Source organism: Stutzerimonas sp. Brlt_14 (assembly GCF_051948915.1).
Classification (GTDB): Bacteria; Pseudomonadota; Gammaproteobacteria; order Pseudomonadales; family Pseudomonadaceae; genus Stutzerimonas; species Stutzerimonas stutzeri.
On sequence record NZ_JAYJLM010000007.1, the window covers coordinates 220,331 to 234,134 of the forward strand.

14 protein-coding genes are annotated in these 13,804 nt (G+C 66.9%); 9 read left to right on the forward strand and 5 right to left on the reverse strand.

Going from position 1 to position 13,804, the window contains the following annotated elements; genetic code table 11:
* Positions 1-13 precede the first annotated feature (13 nt).
* The gene (pfkB, locus tag VF716_RS18150; RefSeq protein WP_279645406.1) at positions 14-949 is read right to left on the reverse strand and encodes a 1-phosphofructokinase; all 936 of its coding nucleotides are present in this window, start codon (positions 947-949) and stop codon (positions 14-16) included.
* Positions 949-3,831 carry a phosphoenolpyruvate--protein phosphotransferase gene (gene ptsP, locus VF716_RS18155; protein WP_440552830.1) on the reverse strand — a complete coding sequence of 961 codons (2,883 nt, stop codon included), beginning with the start codon at positions 3,829-3,831 and terminating at the stop codon, positions 949-951. The genes pfkB and ptsP overlap by 1 nt, the downstream gene beginning before the upstream one ends.
* A 178-nt stretch (positions 3,832-4,009) precedes the next feature.
* Between ptsP and cra the strand changes: the two genes are divergently transcribed.
* The 6 genes from cra to VF716_RS18185 all read left to right on the forward strand — a co-directional run bounded on the left by cra (position 4,010) and on the right by VF716_RS18185 (position 7,910).
* The gene (gene cra / locus VF716_RS18160; RefSeq protein WP_125459596.1) at positions 4,010-4,999 is read left to right on the forward strand and encodes a catabolite repressor/activator; all 990 of its coding nucleotides are present in this window, start codon (positions 4,010-4,012) and stop codon (positions 4,997-4,999) included.
* A gap of 66 nt (positions 5,000-5,065) precedes the next feature.
* Positions 5,066-5,371 (forward strand): nucleotide pyrophosphohydrolase, encoded by a 306-nt coding sequence (locus VF716_RS18165; RefSeq protein WP_013981886.1) that lies wholly within the window; start codon positions 5,066-5,068, stop codon positions 5,369-5,371.
* The gene (locus tag VF716_RS18170; protein ID WP_440552831.1) at positions 5,368-6,117 is read left to right on the forward strand and encodes a methyltransferase domain-containing protein; all 750 of its coding nucleotides are present in this window, start codon (positions 5,368-5,370) and stop codon (positions 6,115-6,117) included. Before VF716_RS18165 ends, VF716_RS18170 begins: the two co-directional genes overlap by 4 nt.
* 18 nt (positions 6,118-6,135) lie before the next feature.
* The gene (locus VF716_RS18175; protein WP_440552832.1) at positions 6,136-6,744 is read left to right on the forward strand and encodes a DUF4136 domain-containing protein; all 609 of its coding nucleotides are present in this window, start codon (positions 6,136-6,138) and stop codon (positions 6,742-6,744) included.
* A gap of 73 nt (positions 6,745-6,817) precedes the next feature.
* On the forward strand, positions 6,818-7,375 hold the full coding sequence (locus tag VF716_RS18180) for a DUF4136 domain-containing protein (RefSeq protein WP_125865162.1): 558 nt from the start codon (positions 6,818-6,820) through the stop codon (positions 7,373-7,375).
* An 85-nt stretch (positions 7,376-7,460) separates the two neighbouring features.
* Positions 7,461-7,910 carry a DMT family transporter gene (locus VF716_RS18185; protein ID WP_013981882.1) on the forward strand — a complete coding sequence of 150 codons (450 nt, stop codon included), beginning with the start codon at positions 7,461-7,463 and terminating at the stop codon, positions 7,908-7,910.
* Between the two features lie 21 nt (positions 7,911-7,931).
* On the opposite strand, the gene VF716_RS18190 is transcribed toward VF716_RS18185, so the two are convergent.
* Positions 7,932-8,867 carry an SdiA-regulated domain-containing protein gene (locus tag VF716_RS18190; protein WP_440552833.1) on the reverse strand — a complete coding sequence of 312 codons (936 nt, stop codon included), beginning with the start codon at positions 8,865-8,867 and terminating at the stop codon, positions 7,932-7,934.
* 222 nt (positions 8,868-9,089) lie between these two features.
* On the opposite strand from VF716_RS18190, the gene VF716_RS18195 reads away from it, so the two are divergent.
* The 3 genes from VF716_RS18195 (at position 9,090) to VF716_RS18205 (ending at position 11,314) form a co-directional block, all read left to right on the forward strand.
* Positions 9,090-9,383, forward strand: coding sequence for a hypothetical protein (locus VF716_RS18195; RefSeq protein ID WP_011912169.1), 294 nt, complete (start codon positions 9,090-9,092; stop codon positions 9,381-9,383).
* 96 nt (positions 9,384-9,479) lie between these two features.
* Complete coding sequence (locus VF716_RS18200; RefSeq protein ID WP_440552834.1) at positions 9,480-10,853, forward strand: MATE family efflux transporter; 1,374 nt, start codon at positions 9,480-9,482, stop codon at positions 10,851-10,853.
* A gap of 2 nt (positions 10,854-10,855) precedes the next feature.
* Positions 10,856-11,314: a DUF2214 family protein gene (locus VF716_RS18205; RefSeq protein ID WP_011912167.1), complete on the forward strand. Its 459-nt coding sequence runs from the start codon at positions 10,856-10,858 to the stop codon at positions 11,312-11,314.
* A gap of 13 nt (positions 11,315-11,327) precedes the next feature.
* Here VF716_RS18205 and speA read toward each other — a convergent pair whose 3' ends face one another.
* Both speA and VF716_RS18215 read right to left on the reverse strand, forming a co-directional pair.
* Positions 11,328-13,241, reverse strand: coding sequence for an arginine decarboxylase (gene speA, locus VF716_RS18210; RefSeq protein ID WP_014595915.1), 1,914 nt, complete (start codon positions 13,239-13,241; stop codon positions 11,328-11,330).
* Positions 13,242-13,363: 122 nt separating this feature from the next.
* The gene (locus VF716_RS18215; RefSeq protein WP_125865159.1) at positions 13,364-13,735 is read right to left on the reverse strand and encodes a translation initiation factor Sui1; all 372 of its coding nucleotides are present in this window, start codon (positions 13,733-13,735) and stop codon (positions 13,364-13,366) included.
* Positions 13,736-13,804 lie beyond the last annotated feature (69 nt).

Consider the following 13,804-nt stretch of genomic DNA (forward strand, 5'->3'; position numbering starts at 1 on the left):
TCACCTCTTGTAATTATTGGCTGAGCGGCTGCAACCGCACGGCCGCTTCAAGCTCGGCCAGTTGCGCCCGATCAGTGATGCCGAAGCCGATTTGGCCGACGGCCTGAGCGGCAATCGCCGTGGCATGCGCCAGGGTTCGCTCGGCCGGCCAACCCGCCAGCAAGCCGTGGAGCATGCCGGCCAGCAGCGAATCCCCGGCGCCCACGGTGCTGACCACCCGCACCTTCGGCGGCTGGGCATGCCAGGCGGCAGCCGGCGAAAACCAGCTGACCCCTGCGGCGCCCTGGGACATCACGACATGTTCGATGCGGGCATTCAGGCGGCGCGCCTCGTCGGCCAGGGCCTGCGCGTCGGCCGGATCGAGGCCGCGGGCCTGGGCCAGTTCCTCTTCGTTGGGCTTGATCAGCCAGGGTGACAGGGCCAGCCCTTCGCGCAGCGCCGCGCCACTGGTGTCCAGCGCGACACGCGCACCGAGCCGCGCGAGCCGCTGCAGCAGCTCGACGAACCACGGCAGCTCGACGCCGCGCGGCAGGCTGCCGGCCACCACGACCAGCTCATGGCCCGGCACCAGGCGCTCGAGGCGGGCGAGCAGCTCGTCGCGCTGGGCGGCACCGACCTCCAGCCCCGGGCCATTGATATCGGTGATCCGCCCATCCGCCTCGGCCAGCTTGATGTTGCTGCGGGTCTCGCCCGCCACGCGGACGAATTCGTCGGCAAAGCCCCGCGCACTGAACAGCTGCTCGAAAGGCTGCGCATTGGCTTCGCCGAGAAAGCCGGTCACGGTCAGCTGATGGCCGAGATCGGCCAGGACCTGGGCGACGTTGAGCCCCTTGCCCGCAGCGTGCGCCTGCAGGTTGTCGCTGCGATTGACTTCGCCCAGACGCAGCGCGGGCAGCTGCACGGTGAGATCCAGCGCGGGATTGACGGTGACGGTCAGTACGCGCGCCATCAGCAATGCTCCCCGACGAAGGCGCGCACTTCATGGGCGCCGGGCAACATCAGGGCCTGCTGAGCCAGCCTCTGGCAGGCGGCGAAGTCCAGCTCGCGCACCCGCGCCTTGACCAGCGCGATGCTGCGCGCCGACACGCTCAACTCATCAACGCCCAGCCCCACCAGCATCGGTATCGCCAGCGCATCGGCGGCCAGCTCGCCGCAGACGCCCACCCATTTGCCCTGCGCATGGGCGGCATCCACCGTCATGCCGATCAGGCGCAACACGGCCGGGTGCAGCCCATCGGCCTGGCCGGACAGCGTCGGGTGGCCGCGGTCGATTGCCAGCGTGTACTGGGTCAGATCGTTGGTACCGATGCTGAAAAAATCGACTTCCTGCGCCAGCACCGGCGCGATCAGCGCGGCGGACGGGATCTCGATCATGATGCCCACCTGCAGGTCGGCCACCGGCAATTCGACGCGCAGGCGATCGACCAGCGCCTTGGCGGTGCGCCATTCCTCGATATTGCCGACCATGGGAAACATGATCCGCAGCGGCCGGCCGTCGGCGGAGGCGAGCAAGGCACGCAGCTGGGTTTCGAGGATGTCCGGGCGCTGCAGGCTCAGGCGAATGCCGCGCACGCCGAGGAAGGGGTTCTCCTCGGGCGGCATCGGCCAGTACGGCAGCGGCTTGTCGCCGCCGACATCGAGCGTGCGCACCACCAGGGGCCGGCCTTCGAGGGCTTCCAGTACACGGCGGTATTCGGCTTCCTGGGTCGCCTGATCCGGCGCCTGAGCGTGGTTCATGAACACCAGCTCGGTGCGCAGCAGGCCGATGCCCTCGGCACCGAGCGCCACCGCCTCGGGCGTCTCGCCGGCGGCGCCGATGTTGGCAGCGATCTCCACCGGATGGCCGTCACGGGTGATCGCCGGCTCCAGACGTCGCTCATGGGCCAGGCGCTTGCGTTCCTCCCGCGCGGCGCGCTCGCCCCGGGCCTGTTCGAGCTGCGTATCGCTCGGCGCCACCAGCAGCTCGCCGCGCTCGCCATCGAGCAGCAGCAGGGTGTTGGGCGCCAGGCCGAGCACACCGGCCCCCGCGCCGACGATGGCCGGAATACCCAGCGCCCGGGCAATGATGGCGCTGTGCGAGGTGGCGCCGCCGCCGGCGGTGAGAATGCCGGCGACGCGCTGGGCATTGAGGGTGGCGACGTCCGACGGCGCCACCTCGTCCATCACCAGAATGTAGGGCTCATCCGGGGCCTGCTCGGCTTCGACACCGGCCAGGCAGGCCAGCACGCGGCGGCCCACGTCGCGCAGGTCGGCCGCACGCTCGGCGAGCAGCTGGTCATGCAGCGCCTCCTGCTGCTGCGCCGCGCTTTCAATTTCCTCCATCCAGGCCGCCTCGGCGCTGAGGCCTTTCTGCAAGCGCACCTGCACCTCTTCGCGCAGGGCGGGATCCCTGAGCATGGCCTGGTGGGTGGTGAAGATGTCGCGGATGCTGGCGACCTGGCTCTGCGCGATCAGCGTGCCGATTTCGGCGAACACCTTGTCCAGCGCTGCGTCGAGCCGCTGCAGCTCGACAGCAGGGGATTCGCCGCGCCGCGGATAGTCGATCGCCTGCGGCTTGCGCACCAGCACCGGGCCGATGGCGATGCCGGGCGAGGCGGCGATGCCGATGACCTGCTCGCCGGCCCGCAGGGCGGCCACGTCCTGGGCGGCGTCATTCAGTTGCACGGTGGCAGCTGGCTGCTCCGCCGGTTCCCCGCCGGTTGGCAGCGGCTCGATTTCCTCGCCCAGCCCTTCTTCCACCGCGCGCACCAATGCCGGCAGCGCATCATCGGCGATCGAGGGCTCGGCGATGAACTCCAGCACCTGCCCACGATGCGAGCCCATCGCCAGCAGCTTGCTCAGGCTCTTGGCGGACACCCCCGCGCTCTGACTGCCGGCCAGGCGCACGCGGATCTCGCCGGCAAAGGCCTGTGCGACCTCGGTCAGCACCTTGGCGGGCCGTGCGTGCAGGCCATGGGCATTGGCCAGCGGCACGCGGGCACTCGGCCAGTCCGCCGGCACGTCGCCGCCCAGGGCTTCGAGCACTGTGCGACTGGAAGTCGCCTGGCTCAGCTCTGCGCCGCGCCCCTCGATCAGCAGGTTGCACAGGCGTTCGAGCATCGCCCGGTGCGCTTCACCGAGACTGGCCAGCACGAACAGGCCGTTGAGCGGCTGACCGTGATGATCCAGCGACGCGGCGGGTGTGACGAACGCCAGCCCCGGTCGCTGCACCGACTGCTCGCTGCTCAGCCACCAGAGGCCCTCACCCAGCGGCAAGGCCTGGTCGAGCGCGAGCCCGGCATTGAAGCCAGCGACCACGCATTCGGCGCGCTTGAGCAGCTTGACGCCCTGCCAGGCCAGCTCATCGAAGTCCTCGGCGGCGACGCCCAGCCCCACCAGCTCGCCATCGAGCGCCAGTTCCTGCGGCGCCCCCTGCAGCAGCGCGATGATCGCCTCGGGGCTTTCGGCCTTCTGCAGCGCCTCACTGAGGTCGCCCTCGCCGAGGGCGCGGGTCAGCAGCTGCAGCAGACGCAGATGCTCATCGGAACGCGCGGCGATGCCGATGGCGAGGTGGACCTGCTGGCCGTTGCCCCAGTCGACGCCCTCCGGAAAATGCAGCAGCCGCACGCCCGTGGTGAACACCTGATCGCGGGTTTCCGGGGTGCCATGGGGGATCGCGATGCCCTGGCCGAGAAAGGTCGAGCCCTGGGCTTCGCGTGCGCGCAAGCCGTCGAGGTAACCGGGCGCCACCAGCCCGTCGGCGACCAGCACCTCGCCGAGCAGGGCCAGCGCGGCCGGTTTGTCCGCCGCGACCTGATGCATGTGGATGTGCTGCGCGTTCAACTCAAGCATGGAGAACTCCTGCGGGGCTCGCGATTGTTGTGGCCGACGGTGCGCCGGCATTGCCCGAATCCTGGGCTGGCGCTTCAGACCTGAAAGCTGCTGAAACGTTTCAGCCAAGGCTGGCACATTACGCAATATTGGGTAATTCTAGAAGCCCGAGTTCATACCACCCGTCTTAGGCCCCCAGTTGAAACTGACCGACATCGCCCGCCTCGCCAACGTTTCGGTAACCACCGCCAGCTACGTGCTCAACGGCAAGGCCGCGCAGCGACGGATCAGCCCGGCCACGGTCGAGCGCGTGCTGGCGGTCGCCGAGCAGCAGGGTTTTCAGCTCGACCAGCAGGCCGCCGGTCTGCGCCGCGGGCAGTCCCGGACCCTCGGTTTCATCGTGCCGGACCTGGAAAACCCCAGCTATGCACGCCTGGCCAAGCTGCTCGAGCAGCGTGCGCGACAGCGCGGCTACCAGTTGCTGATCGCCGGGACCGACGATGAGCCGGACACCGAGCGCCAGGTCATCCAGGTGCTGCGCTCGCGACGCTGCGATGCATTGATCGTCGCCAGCGGCCTGCCGGCGGACGATGCCGGGTACCGCAAGGTCCAGGCGACCGGCACGCCGGTGATCGCACTGGACCGTGCGCTGGATGCCGAGCACTTCTGTTCGGTGGTCAGCGACGACCGCGAAGCAGGCGCGCAGCTGACCCGCTCGCTGGACGTGCCGCCCGAGGCGCATGTCGCCCTGATCAGCGCGCGCCCGGCGCTGCGCATCAGCCAGCAGCGCGAGGAAGGTTTCCAGCAGGCGCTGGCGCAGCACCTCGGGCCGGTCAGCATCCTGCGTGCCGAGCAGTTCAGCCGCGCCTGCGGCCGCGCGCAGATGCTCGCCCTGCTCGACCGCGGCGCGCTGCCCGATGCGCTGATCACCACCGCCTATGTGTTGCTGGAAGGCGTGTTCGACGCGCTGCACGAGCGCGACCTGCTCTGGCCCGAACAGCTGCGGCTGGGCACCTTCGGTGATGCGCAGTTGCTGGATTTCCTGCCGATCCGGGTCAACGCGATTTCCCAGCAGCACGCACAGATCGCCGAGCAGGTGCTGGAGCAGGCCATTCGCGCCATCGAACAGGGCGACTACCGCCCCGGCGTGATCGCCATCGAGCGCGAGCTGAAGGTCCGCCGCGGCTGACGCCCTCTTGCGGGCGCCGACGCACTGGCGGAAGCTTGTCGTCTTTCGAACAGCCCGCCTCCCCTGATGAACATCGAACAGATCACCCAGCGCCTGCATGCGATCCGCGATCGCAACGACTGGCAGCGCTTTCACAGCCCGAAGAACCTCGCCATGGCCGCCAGTGTGGAAATGGCCGAGCTGGTGGAAATCTTCCAGTGGCAGACCGAGGACGAGTCGCGCCAGCTATCGGCCGACAAGCTCGAGCACGCGGGCCAGGAGGTCGGCGACATCCTCATGTACCTGCTGCTGATGTGCAGCGAGCTGGGGATCGACATGGAACAGGCGCTGCTGGACAAGCTGGCCGACAACGAGCGGCGCTTCGTCCGATGAGCGACCGCCATTTCGACGAGCTGGCGACGCGTTTCGCCGAGAAGATCTACGGCGGTGCCAAGGGCGCGATCCGCCTGGCCGTGCTGCAGGCCGACCTGGCCGAGATCCTGCCGCCGCGCCCGCTGCGGGTGCTGGACATCGGCGCCGGGCTCGGCCATATGAGCCTCTGGCTGGCGCAGCAGGGCCATGCGGTCACCCTCGCCGAGCCCGCCGAACCGATGCTGCAAGGCGCCCGCCAGCAGTTCGCCGACGCCGGTCAGCAGGCCACCTTCATCCAGGCGCCCTGGCAGGAGGTAGAAACGCATGTCGACGGCCGCTTCGACCTGGTCATCTGCCACGCCGTGCTGGAGTGGCTCGCCGAGCCCCAGGCGATCCTGCCGGTGCTGCACCGCCTGACCGCGGCCGATGGCTGGCTGTCGCTGGCCTTCTACAACCGCGATGCGCTGATCTATCGCAACCTGCTCAAGGGCCACTTCAAGAAGCTGCGCAGCCAGACCTATGCCGGCGAACGGCAGAGCCTGACCCCGCAGCAACCGCTGGACCCACGCGAACTGGCCGCGCAACTCGCGCCGCGCTGGCAGGTCGAATCCAGCAGTGGCGTGCGCGTTTTCCATGACTACATGCCCGCCGATTTCCAGGCCCGCACCGAGCCGGCCGACCTCATCGAGATGGAACTGGCCTACCGCCGCCATCCCACCTTCGCCGACCTCGGGCGCTATCTGCACTGGTTGTGCCGGCCACGCTGAGCCGGCCGGGAGGTTTCCATGTCGACCCGCGCGTTCTTGCCCTTGCTCTGCCTTACCCTCGCGGCCTGCCAGAGCCAGAACCCCTATACCGATGAATCGGCGCCGATCCCGCCCGCCCCTCCGGTGGAACAGATCCAGGCGCCCACCTACCCGGCCGCGCCCCGGGACTTCTCCAGTTACCAGAACTGGAGCTGGCGCAGCCCGCCAGCGGGCACGGCCTCGATCAGCGGTGAAGAACTGCAGGAAATGGTCGCCGGCGCCCTCGATCAACATGGCCTGCGCCCGGCACCGGGCAATGCTCCGGGCGATGTACGGATCAGCGCCAGCGCCAGCAAGGAAACCCGAGTACGCCAGACCTACGACAACTACGGCTACGGCCCGCATGTCGGCGTAGGCCGTTATGGCGGTGGCTACGGCACCGGGTACGGCGTCGGCACCAGCGTGCCCATCGTGCGCAACTACGAGGAGGAAGTCGTCTCGGTGCGCATCGAGATGTTCGATGCGGCTTCCGGGCAATCGGTCTGGAGCAATCGTGCCGAAGCGCGCCTGAGCGGCAGCCGGGCCAAGCAGCAAGATGCGGTGCGCCAGGCCGTCGAGCGGGCGCTGGCCGATTATCCGCCGCGCTGAGTGCGGCAAGTGGCTACGCGCCGAACGAAGGCGCCGGGCCTAGACTGAGCAGACCCTTCCCTGGAGAACGATCATGTTCCGCCGCCTGTTGCTGATTCCCCTACTCCTCGCCCTCGTCGCCTGCCAGGGCCCGCAGGTGCAGCGTGATTTCGATCCGACACGGGATTTCTCCGCCTATCGCGCCTGGAGCTGGAAGGAGCCGGCGCTGCAGTACCGGCCGGATGACCCGCGCATACAGAGCGACCTCACCGAGCAGCGCATCCGCGACGCCATTGCCGAGCAACTGGACCAGCGCGGCCTGCGGCCCGCCACGGAGAGTGCCGCGGCCGGCGTGCAGGTGCAGGCCTGGTACATCGTCGACCAGCGCACCCAGCAATACACGACCACTTCCGGCGCCTGGGGCAACCCCTGGTACGGCTACTGGGGCGGACCGATGTTCACCGATACCCGCACCATCGACTATCAGGTCGGCACCTTGCAGATCGATCTGTATGACGCCGCCGACGGCAAGCTGGTCTGGCGTGGCAGTGCCGAACAGGTACTGCGCAGCCGCCAGGGCACGCCCGACGAGCGCGCTGGCAGCATGCGCGAGCTGGTGGCGCGGGTGCTGTCGCAATACCCACCGCACTGAGCCAAGCGCCTGAACCTGCCGCGGTGCTGGCGAGCGACTGCCGCGCTCGCCATACTGTCGCGCCGCTGATCCTTGGAGACCTGAAATGCCTGCTGTTGCCTGGTGGTTGCTCACCCTGCCGTTCATTGCCGGAGCCATGCTGCCTTTGCAGGCCGGAATCAACGGTCAGGTGGCTCGCCAGCTCGGCAACGTCATGGGCGCGGCGCTGCTTTCCTTCGCTGTCGGCACTCTGGCCCTGTTCCTCATCGTGCTGACCCAGCGCGACCTGCCGGCGCTGCAGTCCCTCAAGGCACTGAGCTGGTGGCAATGGACCGGCGGCCTGCTGGGCGCCTTCTTTATCGCCACCGCCGCCTTCGCCGCACCGCGTACCGGCGCACTGCTGTTCATGGCGTTGCTGCTGGCCGGGCAGCTGTTCGTCGCGCTGCTGCTGGACCACTTCGGCTGGGCCGGTTTCCGCCAGTCGCCCATCAGCCTCGGCAAGGTGGCCGGCCTGTTGCTGATCTTCGGCGGTGTCTGGCTGATCCAGCGTGGCTAGGTTTGCACAGCCAGGTCATTCTCACTGATGCTCGAAGGCGTAGAACAGGTTCGGCTCGCTGACCAGATAAAGATTGCCCTGAGCGTCGAAAGTCATGCCCTCGGCCTGCGGCACGCTGCGCTCGAGGCCGGCGAAACCGCGCCATAGCGAGCGGAAACTGACCAGCTCGCCCTCGGCATCCAGCTCCAGCATCATCTTCGCCTCGTCGCTGAGCAACACGAGGTGACCGGTCTGCTCGTCGAAATGCACCGACGACAGGTCGCTGGCCATGTCCAGCTTGTCGATCCAGCCCTGGCGGTCGATGATCTTGATGTCCATGTCGCCGGCCAGGCTGCGCTTGATGCCGTGGATTTCATAGAGCTTGCGCGGCGAATGCTCCTTGACCACGAACAGACGATCGCCCGCTCGGTCGTAACCGACGCCTTCGAAACCGGTGTTGTCCGCCTCGTTCAGCGCCAGCGTGATGGAGCGTGCATCGGCGCGGCGCAGCGGGCCGGCCAGGTTCGGCACCTGCACCACCACCAGCGCCTGCTGGCGTTCCTCGGTCAGCACCAGCAGGTCGTCACCCAGATAGGTCACCCCCTCGACGTCTTCGAAGCCTTGCAGCGGGTAGCGCGCGATGAACGTCCCATCACGGCCCAGCGCCAACAGCTCCTCGGGGTTGTTGACCACGGCCCACAGGTGACCACGACGCTCGTCGTAGGTCAGCCCGGAAAGGTTGTCCTTCACCGTTGCCACGGGCAACGCATCGATTCTCGCCCGGTATTCCGGCAGCCACAGGCTGCGACGCTCCCAGCTGTTCTCATGCCAGGTGGTTTTCAGTGTGTAGAACAGCCGCTCATCCAGATGCAGCGTGACGGCAAGGTACAGCAGGCAGAACAGCAGCAGGCCACAGGCCCAGCTCAAGGGGCGCAGCGTCGCTAGTCGTCCCAGCTGCGCGATGGTGAGGGCTCGCATGGTGTCTACTCGTTGAAGTCGTGTGGGCAGGCTGCCCGGGACTTGTTGCAGTTGAATGAAGGCATGAATCGCGACGGATGCGTCACGCACTACGCAGGGACATTCCGACCCTCATCCGCCGCGCTTGTTCCCCTCTGACATTGAACTCTCGGCCCCGGCCAGCAGCCCAATGCCCAGGGCTGCGCTTGCGCACCGCAATCGAACGATCTGGGAGAGTGATAGATGCGGGTAGAAGGATTCTTCGAGTGGCTGGGTCAGGCACTCGGCACCGTCATACGTTTCATCGTCGAAGGGCTGGCCGACTTCTTCGGCCTGTTTGCCCGCGCCGGGCACAACTTTCTCGAGGGGTTGTCACGCACGCTGGGGATGGACCGCTCGCTGCTGAGCCTGGTCGCGCTGGTCATCGGCCTGCTGTTGCTGGTCGCGGCCGTTCGCTCATTCTTCCGCGGCTCGATCATCGGCGGACTGGTCTGGCTGTTCCTCGGCTTGTGGCTGCTGAGCTGGCTGATTCACTGATCACGCCGATACATCGCCCGGCATACCCCGGGCACTGCGGTTTTTCCTCTTTTCCCACTGGCCACGTATAGTGCCGGGCCGTCCCGGAGGCCCGTAATGTCCCGCATGCTTGCCGCCTGGCGCCACGCGCCCACGCATCAGAAGGTGTGGGCCCTGGCGGCGCCGATGATCCTGTCGAACCTGTCCGTGCCGCTGGTGGCGCTGGTGGACAGCAGCGTGATCGGCCATCTGCCGCACGCTCACCAGCTGGGCGCGGTGGCGGTTGGCGGCAGCCTGTACACGCTGCTGGTGTGGGTGATGGGCTTCCTGCGCATGGGTACCACCGGCTTCGCCGCGCAGGCAGCCGGCCGCCAGGATGGCGGCGCGCTGCGCCAGATATTGTTGCAGGGACTGTTGGTGGCCGTCGGCTTCGCCCTGCTGCTGGGCTTACTCGGTGTGCCGCTCAAGGGCGCCGCGCTGCAGCTGATGCAGCCCTCGGCGGAACTGAACGACCTGACCCGCGACTATTTCCACACGCGCCTGTTCGGCCTGCCTGCCGCGCTGGCCAGCTATGCACTGATCGGCTGGTTTCTCGGCACGCAGAACGCCCGCGCGCCGCTGGCCATTCTGCTGACGACCAACCTCATCAATGTCGCGCTGGACCTGTGGTTCGTGCTCGGCCTCGACTGGGGCGTGGCCGGGGCCGCGCGCGCCTCGGTGATCGCCGAATGGAGCGGCGCGCTGCTTGGCCTGGGCCTTACTCGCAAGGCGCTGACGCGTTATCCCGGCCGACTCGACACCCGTGCGCTGCGGCACTGGACAAGCTGGCGCCCGCTGATGGCGGTCAACCGCGACATTTTCCTGCGCTCGCTGGCACTGCAGCTGGTGTTCTTCCTGGTCACGGTGCAGGGCACCCGCCTGGGCGATGCCACAGTCGCCGCCAACGCCCTGCTGCTCAACGGCCTTCTGCTGACCGCGCATGCCCTCGACGGACTGGCCCATGCGGTGGAAGCCTTGAGCGGGCATGCCATCGGTGCAGGCGACCGCAACGCACTGCAACGGGTGATGGTGGTTGCCGGGGGTTGGTCATTGCTGGCCAGCACCGCCTTCGGCCTGTTCTTTCTGTTCGGCGGCCAGCTGTTCATCCAGTTGCAGACCGACATACCCGAGGTGCGCCAGACCGCGCTGACCTACTTGCCCTATCTGGCGGCATTGCCGCTGATCGCGGTCTGGAGCTATCTGCTCGATGGCCTGTTCATCGGTGCCACCCGCGCGCGGGAGATGCGCAACAGCATGCTGCTGGCAGTGGCGCTGACGTTGCCGCTGGGCTGGCTGCTGCAGGGGCTGGGCAATCACGGCTTGTGGCTGGCGTTTCTCGCCTTCATGCTGACGCGTGGCATCTGCCTGGGCGTGCTCGCCTTGCGTCTGCAGCGCCGCAGCGCCTGGTTTACCATGAGCACGCCTGGCACCACCCATTCCGAAGGACGCTGAACATGGCCTATGCCATTGCCGCCTACCTGCACTTCCTGGCGATCTTCCTGCTCTTTGCCCTGTTGCTGCTGGAGCATCAGCTGTTCCGCCAGCCGCTGACGCTGGAGCGCGCGCGCAGCCTGTTCCGCATCGACATAGCCTTTGGCATCACGGCCGCGGCTGTGCTGGCGAGCGGCATCGCCCGGGCGGTCTTCTATGGCAAGGGACTGGACTACTACCTGAAGAACAGCTTCTTTCACGCCAAGGTCGGTTTGTTCGTGGTCGTCGCCGTCCTGTCCATCTACCCGACGCTGACCTTTCTGCGCTGGCGCCCCGCTCTCGCGGCAGGCCAGGCACCGACCATCTCGAGCGGCAGCGCCAGATGGGTCAAGCTGACCATCCGCCTGGAGCTGCTGCTGCTCGCGATGATTCCCCTGCTGGCGGCGCTGATGGCACGGGGCTTCGGCGTCATGCCCGGCTGACGCCGGGCACCCATCAGGGCGTCAGGTAGGACGAACGCGTCAGTCCCAGGCGCAGCGCGTCGATGTACTGCGTGCGTTCCTTGGCGCTCAACTTGGCCCCGGCCACCTTGTCGCGGTAGTAGGTCATCAGCTCCTCGGGCGACAGATGCACATAGCGCAGCATGTCCTCGATGGTGTCATGGGTCTCGATGCCGGCGTGGTAGTAGCTACCGTCCTCGCGCTGATAGACGTTCACCGAATCGGTATCGCCGAACAGGTTGTGCATGTCGCCGAGAATCTCCTGATAGGCACCCACCAGGAACACGCCGAGGAAATACTCCTCGCCAGGCGCGACCTCGTGCACAGGCATGCTGCTCTCGATGCTCTGCTCGTCGACGTAGTGCTTGATCTTGCCGTCCGAGTCGCAGGTAAGGTCCTGCAGCACGGCGCGCCGCACCGGCTCCTCGGTCAGCCGCTGCAGCGGCACGATCGGCAGGATCTGGTCGATCGCCCAGGTATCGGGCAGGCTCTGGAACACCGAGAAATTGCAGATGTACTTGTCCGCCAGCTTGTCGTTGAGCTCGTCGAGCACCGCGCGGTGCGAGCGCTGACGGGCCTTGAGCTGGTTGTACAGGCGGCGGCAGATGGCGAAATAGCTCTGCTCGGCCAGCGCCTTCTGTGCCAGGGTCAGCTTGCCGGAGGCGTACTGCGCGCTGGACTCGCTCATGTAGTGGGTAGCACGCCAGTAGGTCTCGGTGACCATCTCCGGGTCGGTCGGCCCGAGCAGATCGGCCAGCGACTGGACGATATCCGGCAGCTCGTCGTAGTTGTCGATCTGCGGTATTTCGTCGTTGTGCCGCTCGACGTCGGTGACCTGCATGACCAGCACCGCGTGGTGCGCGGTCATAGCCCGACCGCTCTCGGAGAAGATGTTCGGATGCGGCAGGCCCTGCGCCTCGCAAAACTCCTTGAGCATGCCGACCACGGTACCGGCGTATTCGTCGATGTCATAGTTGATCGAGCTGGCGTTGCGCGAATGGGTGCCGTCGTAGTCGACCCCCAGGCCGCCGCCGACATCGATGTAATCCACCGGCAGGTTCAACGCCCGTAGCTCGGCGTAGTAACGGATAGCCTCACGGAAGCCCTGACGGTAATCCGCCAGGTTGGCGATCTGCGATCCCATGTGGAAGTGCAGCAGGCGGATGCCTTGATCCATTTCTGCGGCGCGGAAGCGTTCGATCACCGAGAGCAACTGCGCTGCGGACAAGCCGAACTTGGAACGCTCGCCACCGGTATCGGCCCACTTGGACGATGCCAGCGACGACAGGCGCACGCGCAGGCCGACCTGCGGGGTCAGCTTGAGTTCGTTGGCCTCCTCGATCACCAGGCCGACCTCGGACTCCTTCTCGATGACGATGAACACCTTGTGGCCGAGCTTCTGCCCCATCAGCGCCAGCCGAATGAACTCGCGATCCTTGTAGCCATTGCAGACGATGGTGCCGCCCTTCGGCGCCAGCGCCAGCACCGCCATCAGCTCCGGCTTGGAGCCTGCCTCCAGGCCGATGGAAACGTTCTGCGTGGCGATGATGTTCTCCACCACCGCTTCCTGCTGATTGACCTTGATCGGGTACAACGCAGTGTACTTGCCGGCGTACTCCATGCGCTCGATGTTGGCGTCGAAGGCGCCGGTCAGGCGCCGCACGCGGTCCTGCAGGATGCCGGGAAAGCGCACCAGCAGCGGCAGCGACAGCCCCGCCTCGCGCAGCTGTTCGATCAGCCCATTGAACTCGATCGGCTCGCCGCTGGGGCCCTGCGGGCGAACCTCGACGTTGCCCTGATCATTGATGGCGAAGTAACCGGCCCCCCAGTGGCGAATGCCATAGATGCTGCGGCTATCGGCAGCGGTCCACTGGCTACCGTCGTCTTTACGTGTGCGTCGTACAGGCATCGAAGCCTCCCGGAAAGAATTGTACGTTTCGCCGCAAGCAGATGTGCCCGGCGAAGGCTATGCGGCTTCGACAGCCGATATGCGCAAAAAGGTGAAAATTGGTGAGGCTGTCACAGCGGCACTCAGCCGCCGGACTTCTTGGCCTTGAAGCCGCGTTTGCCGAGTTCGTCGAGCAGCAGCTGGACATGATCGCCCTGGATCTCGATGACGCCGTCCTTGAGCGAGCCACCGGTGCCGCACCGACGCTTGAGCGCCGTCGCCAGCGCCTTGAGCTCGGCCTCGGTCAGGGGTACGCCGGTAACGGTGGTGACGGTTTTCCCGCCGCGCCCCTTGGTTTCGCGGCGCACGCGCGCAATCCCGTCGCCGGCCGGAATCACGCTCTGGCCACAGATGCATTCGGCCTGCGGCTTGCCGCAGTCGGGACAGTGCTTGCCGCCGTCGGTGGAGTACACCAGGCCACCCAGGCCTGCGAACGAGGTGGTTTTCTTCGCCACGAAGACCTCATCGAACAGAATGGTGATCGGCCCGGCATCGGGCCCGAAGGGGCGGCAATGTATCAGCAA

Bases quoted from the DNA above. Each gene is read 5' to 3' on its own strand.
- pfkB (WP_279645406.1), bottom strand. From the start codon at position 949: ATGGCGCGCGTACTGACCGTCACCGTCAATCCCGCGCTGGATCTCACC.
- ptsP (WP_440552830.1), bottom strand. From the start codon at position 3,831: ATGCTTGAGTTGAACGCGCAGCACATCCACATGCATCAGGTCGCGGCG.
- VF716_RS18185 (WP_013981882.1), top strand. From the start codon at position 7,461: ATGCCTGCTGTTGCCTGGTGGTTGCTCACCCTGCCGTTCATTGCCGGA.
- VF716_RS18195 (WP_011912169.1), top strand. From the start codon at position 9,090: ATGCGGGTAGAAGGATTCTTCGAGTGGCTGGGTCAGGCACTCGGCACC.
- VF716_RS18200 (WP_440552834.1), top strand. From the start codon at position 9,480: ATGTCCCGCATGCTTGCCGCCTGGCGCCACGCGCCCACGCATCAGAAG.
- speA (WP_014595915.1), bottom strand. From the start codon at position 13,241: ATGCCTGTACGACGCACACGTAAAGACGACGGTAGCCAGTGGACCGCT.
- VF716_RS18205 (WP_011912167.1), top strand. From the start codon at position 10,856: ATGGCCTATGCCATTGCCGCCTACCTGCACTTCCTGGCGATCTTCCTG.
- VF716_RS18190 (WP_440552833.1), bottom strand. From the start codon at position 8,867: ATGCGAGCCCTCACCATCGCGCAGCTGGGACGACTAGCGACGCTGCGC.
- VF716_RS18165 (WP_013981886.1), top strand. From the start codon at position 5,066: ATGAACATCGAACAGATCACCCAGCGCCTGCATGCGATCCGCGATCGC.
- VF716_RS18180 (WP_125865162.1), top strand. From the start codon at position 6,818: ATGTTCCGCCGCCTGTTGCTGATTCCCCTACTCCTCGCCCTCGTCGCC.
- VF716_RS18175 (WP_440552832.1), top strand. From the start codon at position 6,136: ATGTCGACCCGCGCGTTCTTGCCCTTGCTCTGCCTTACCCTCGCGGCC.
- VF716_RS18170 (WP_440552831.1), top strand. From the start codon at position 5,368: ATGAGCGACCGCCATTTCGACGAGCTGGCGACGCGTTTCGCCGAGAAG.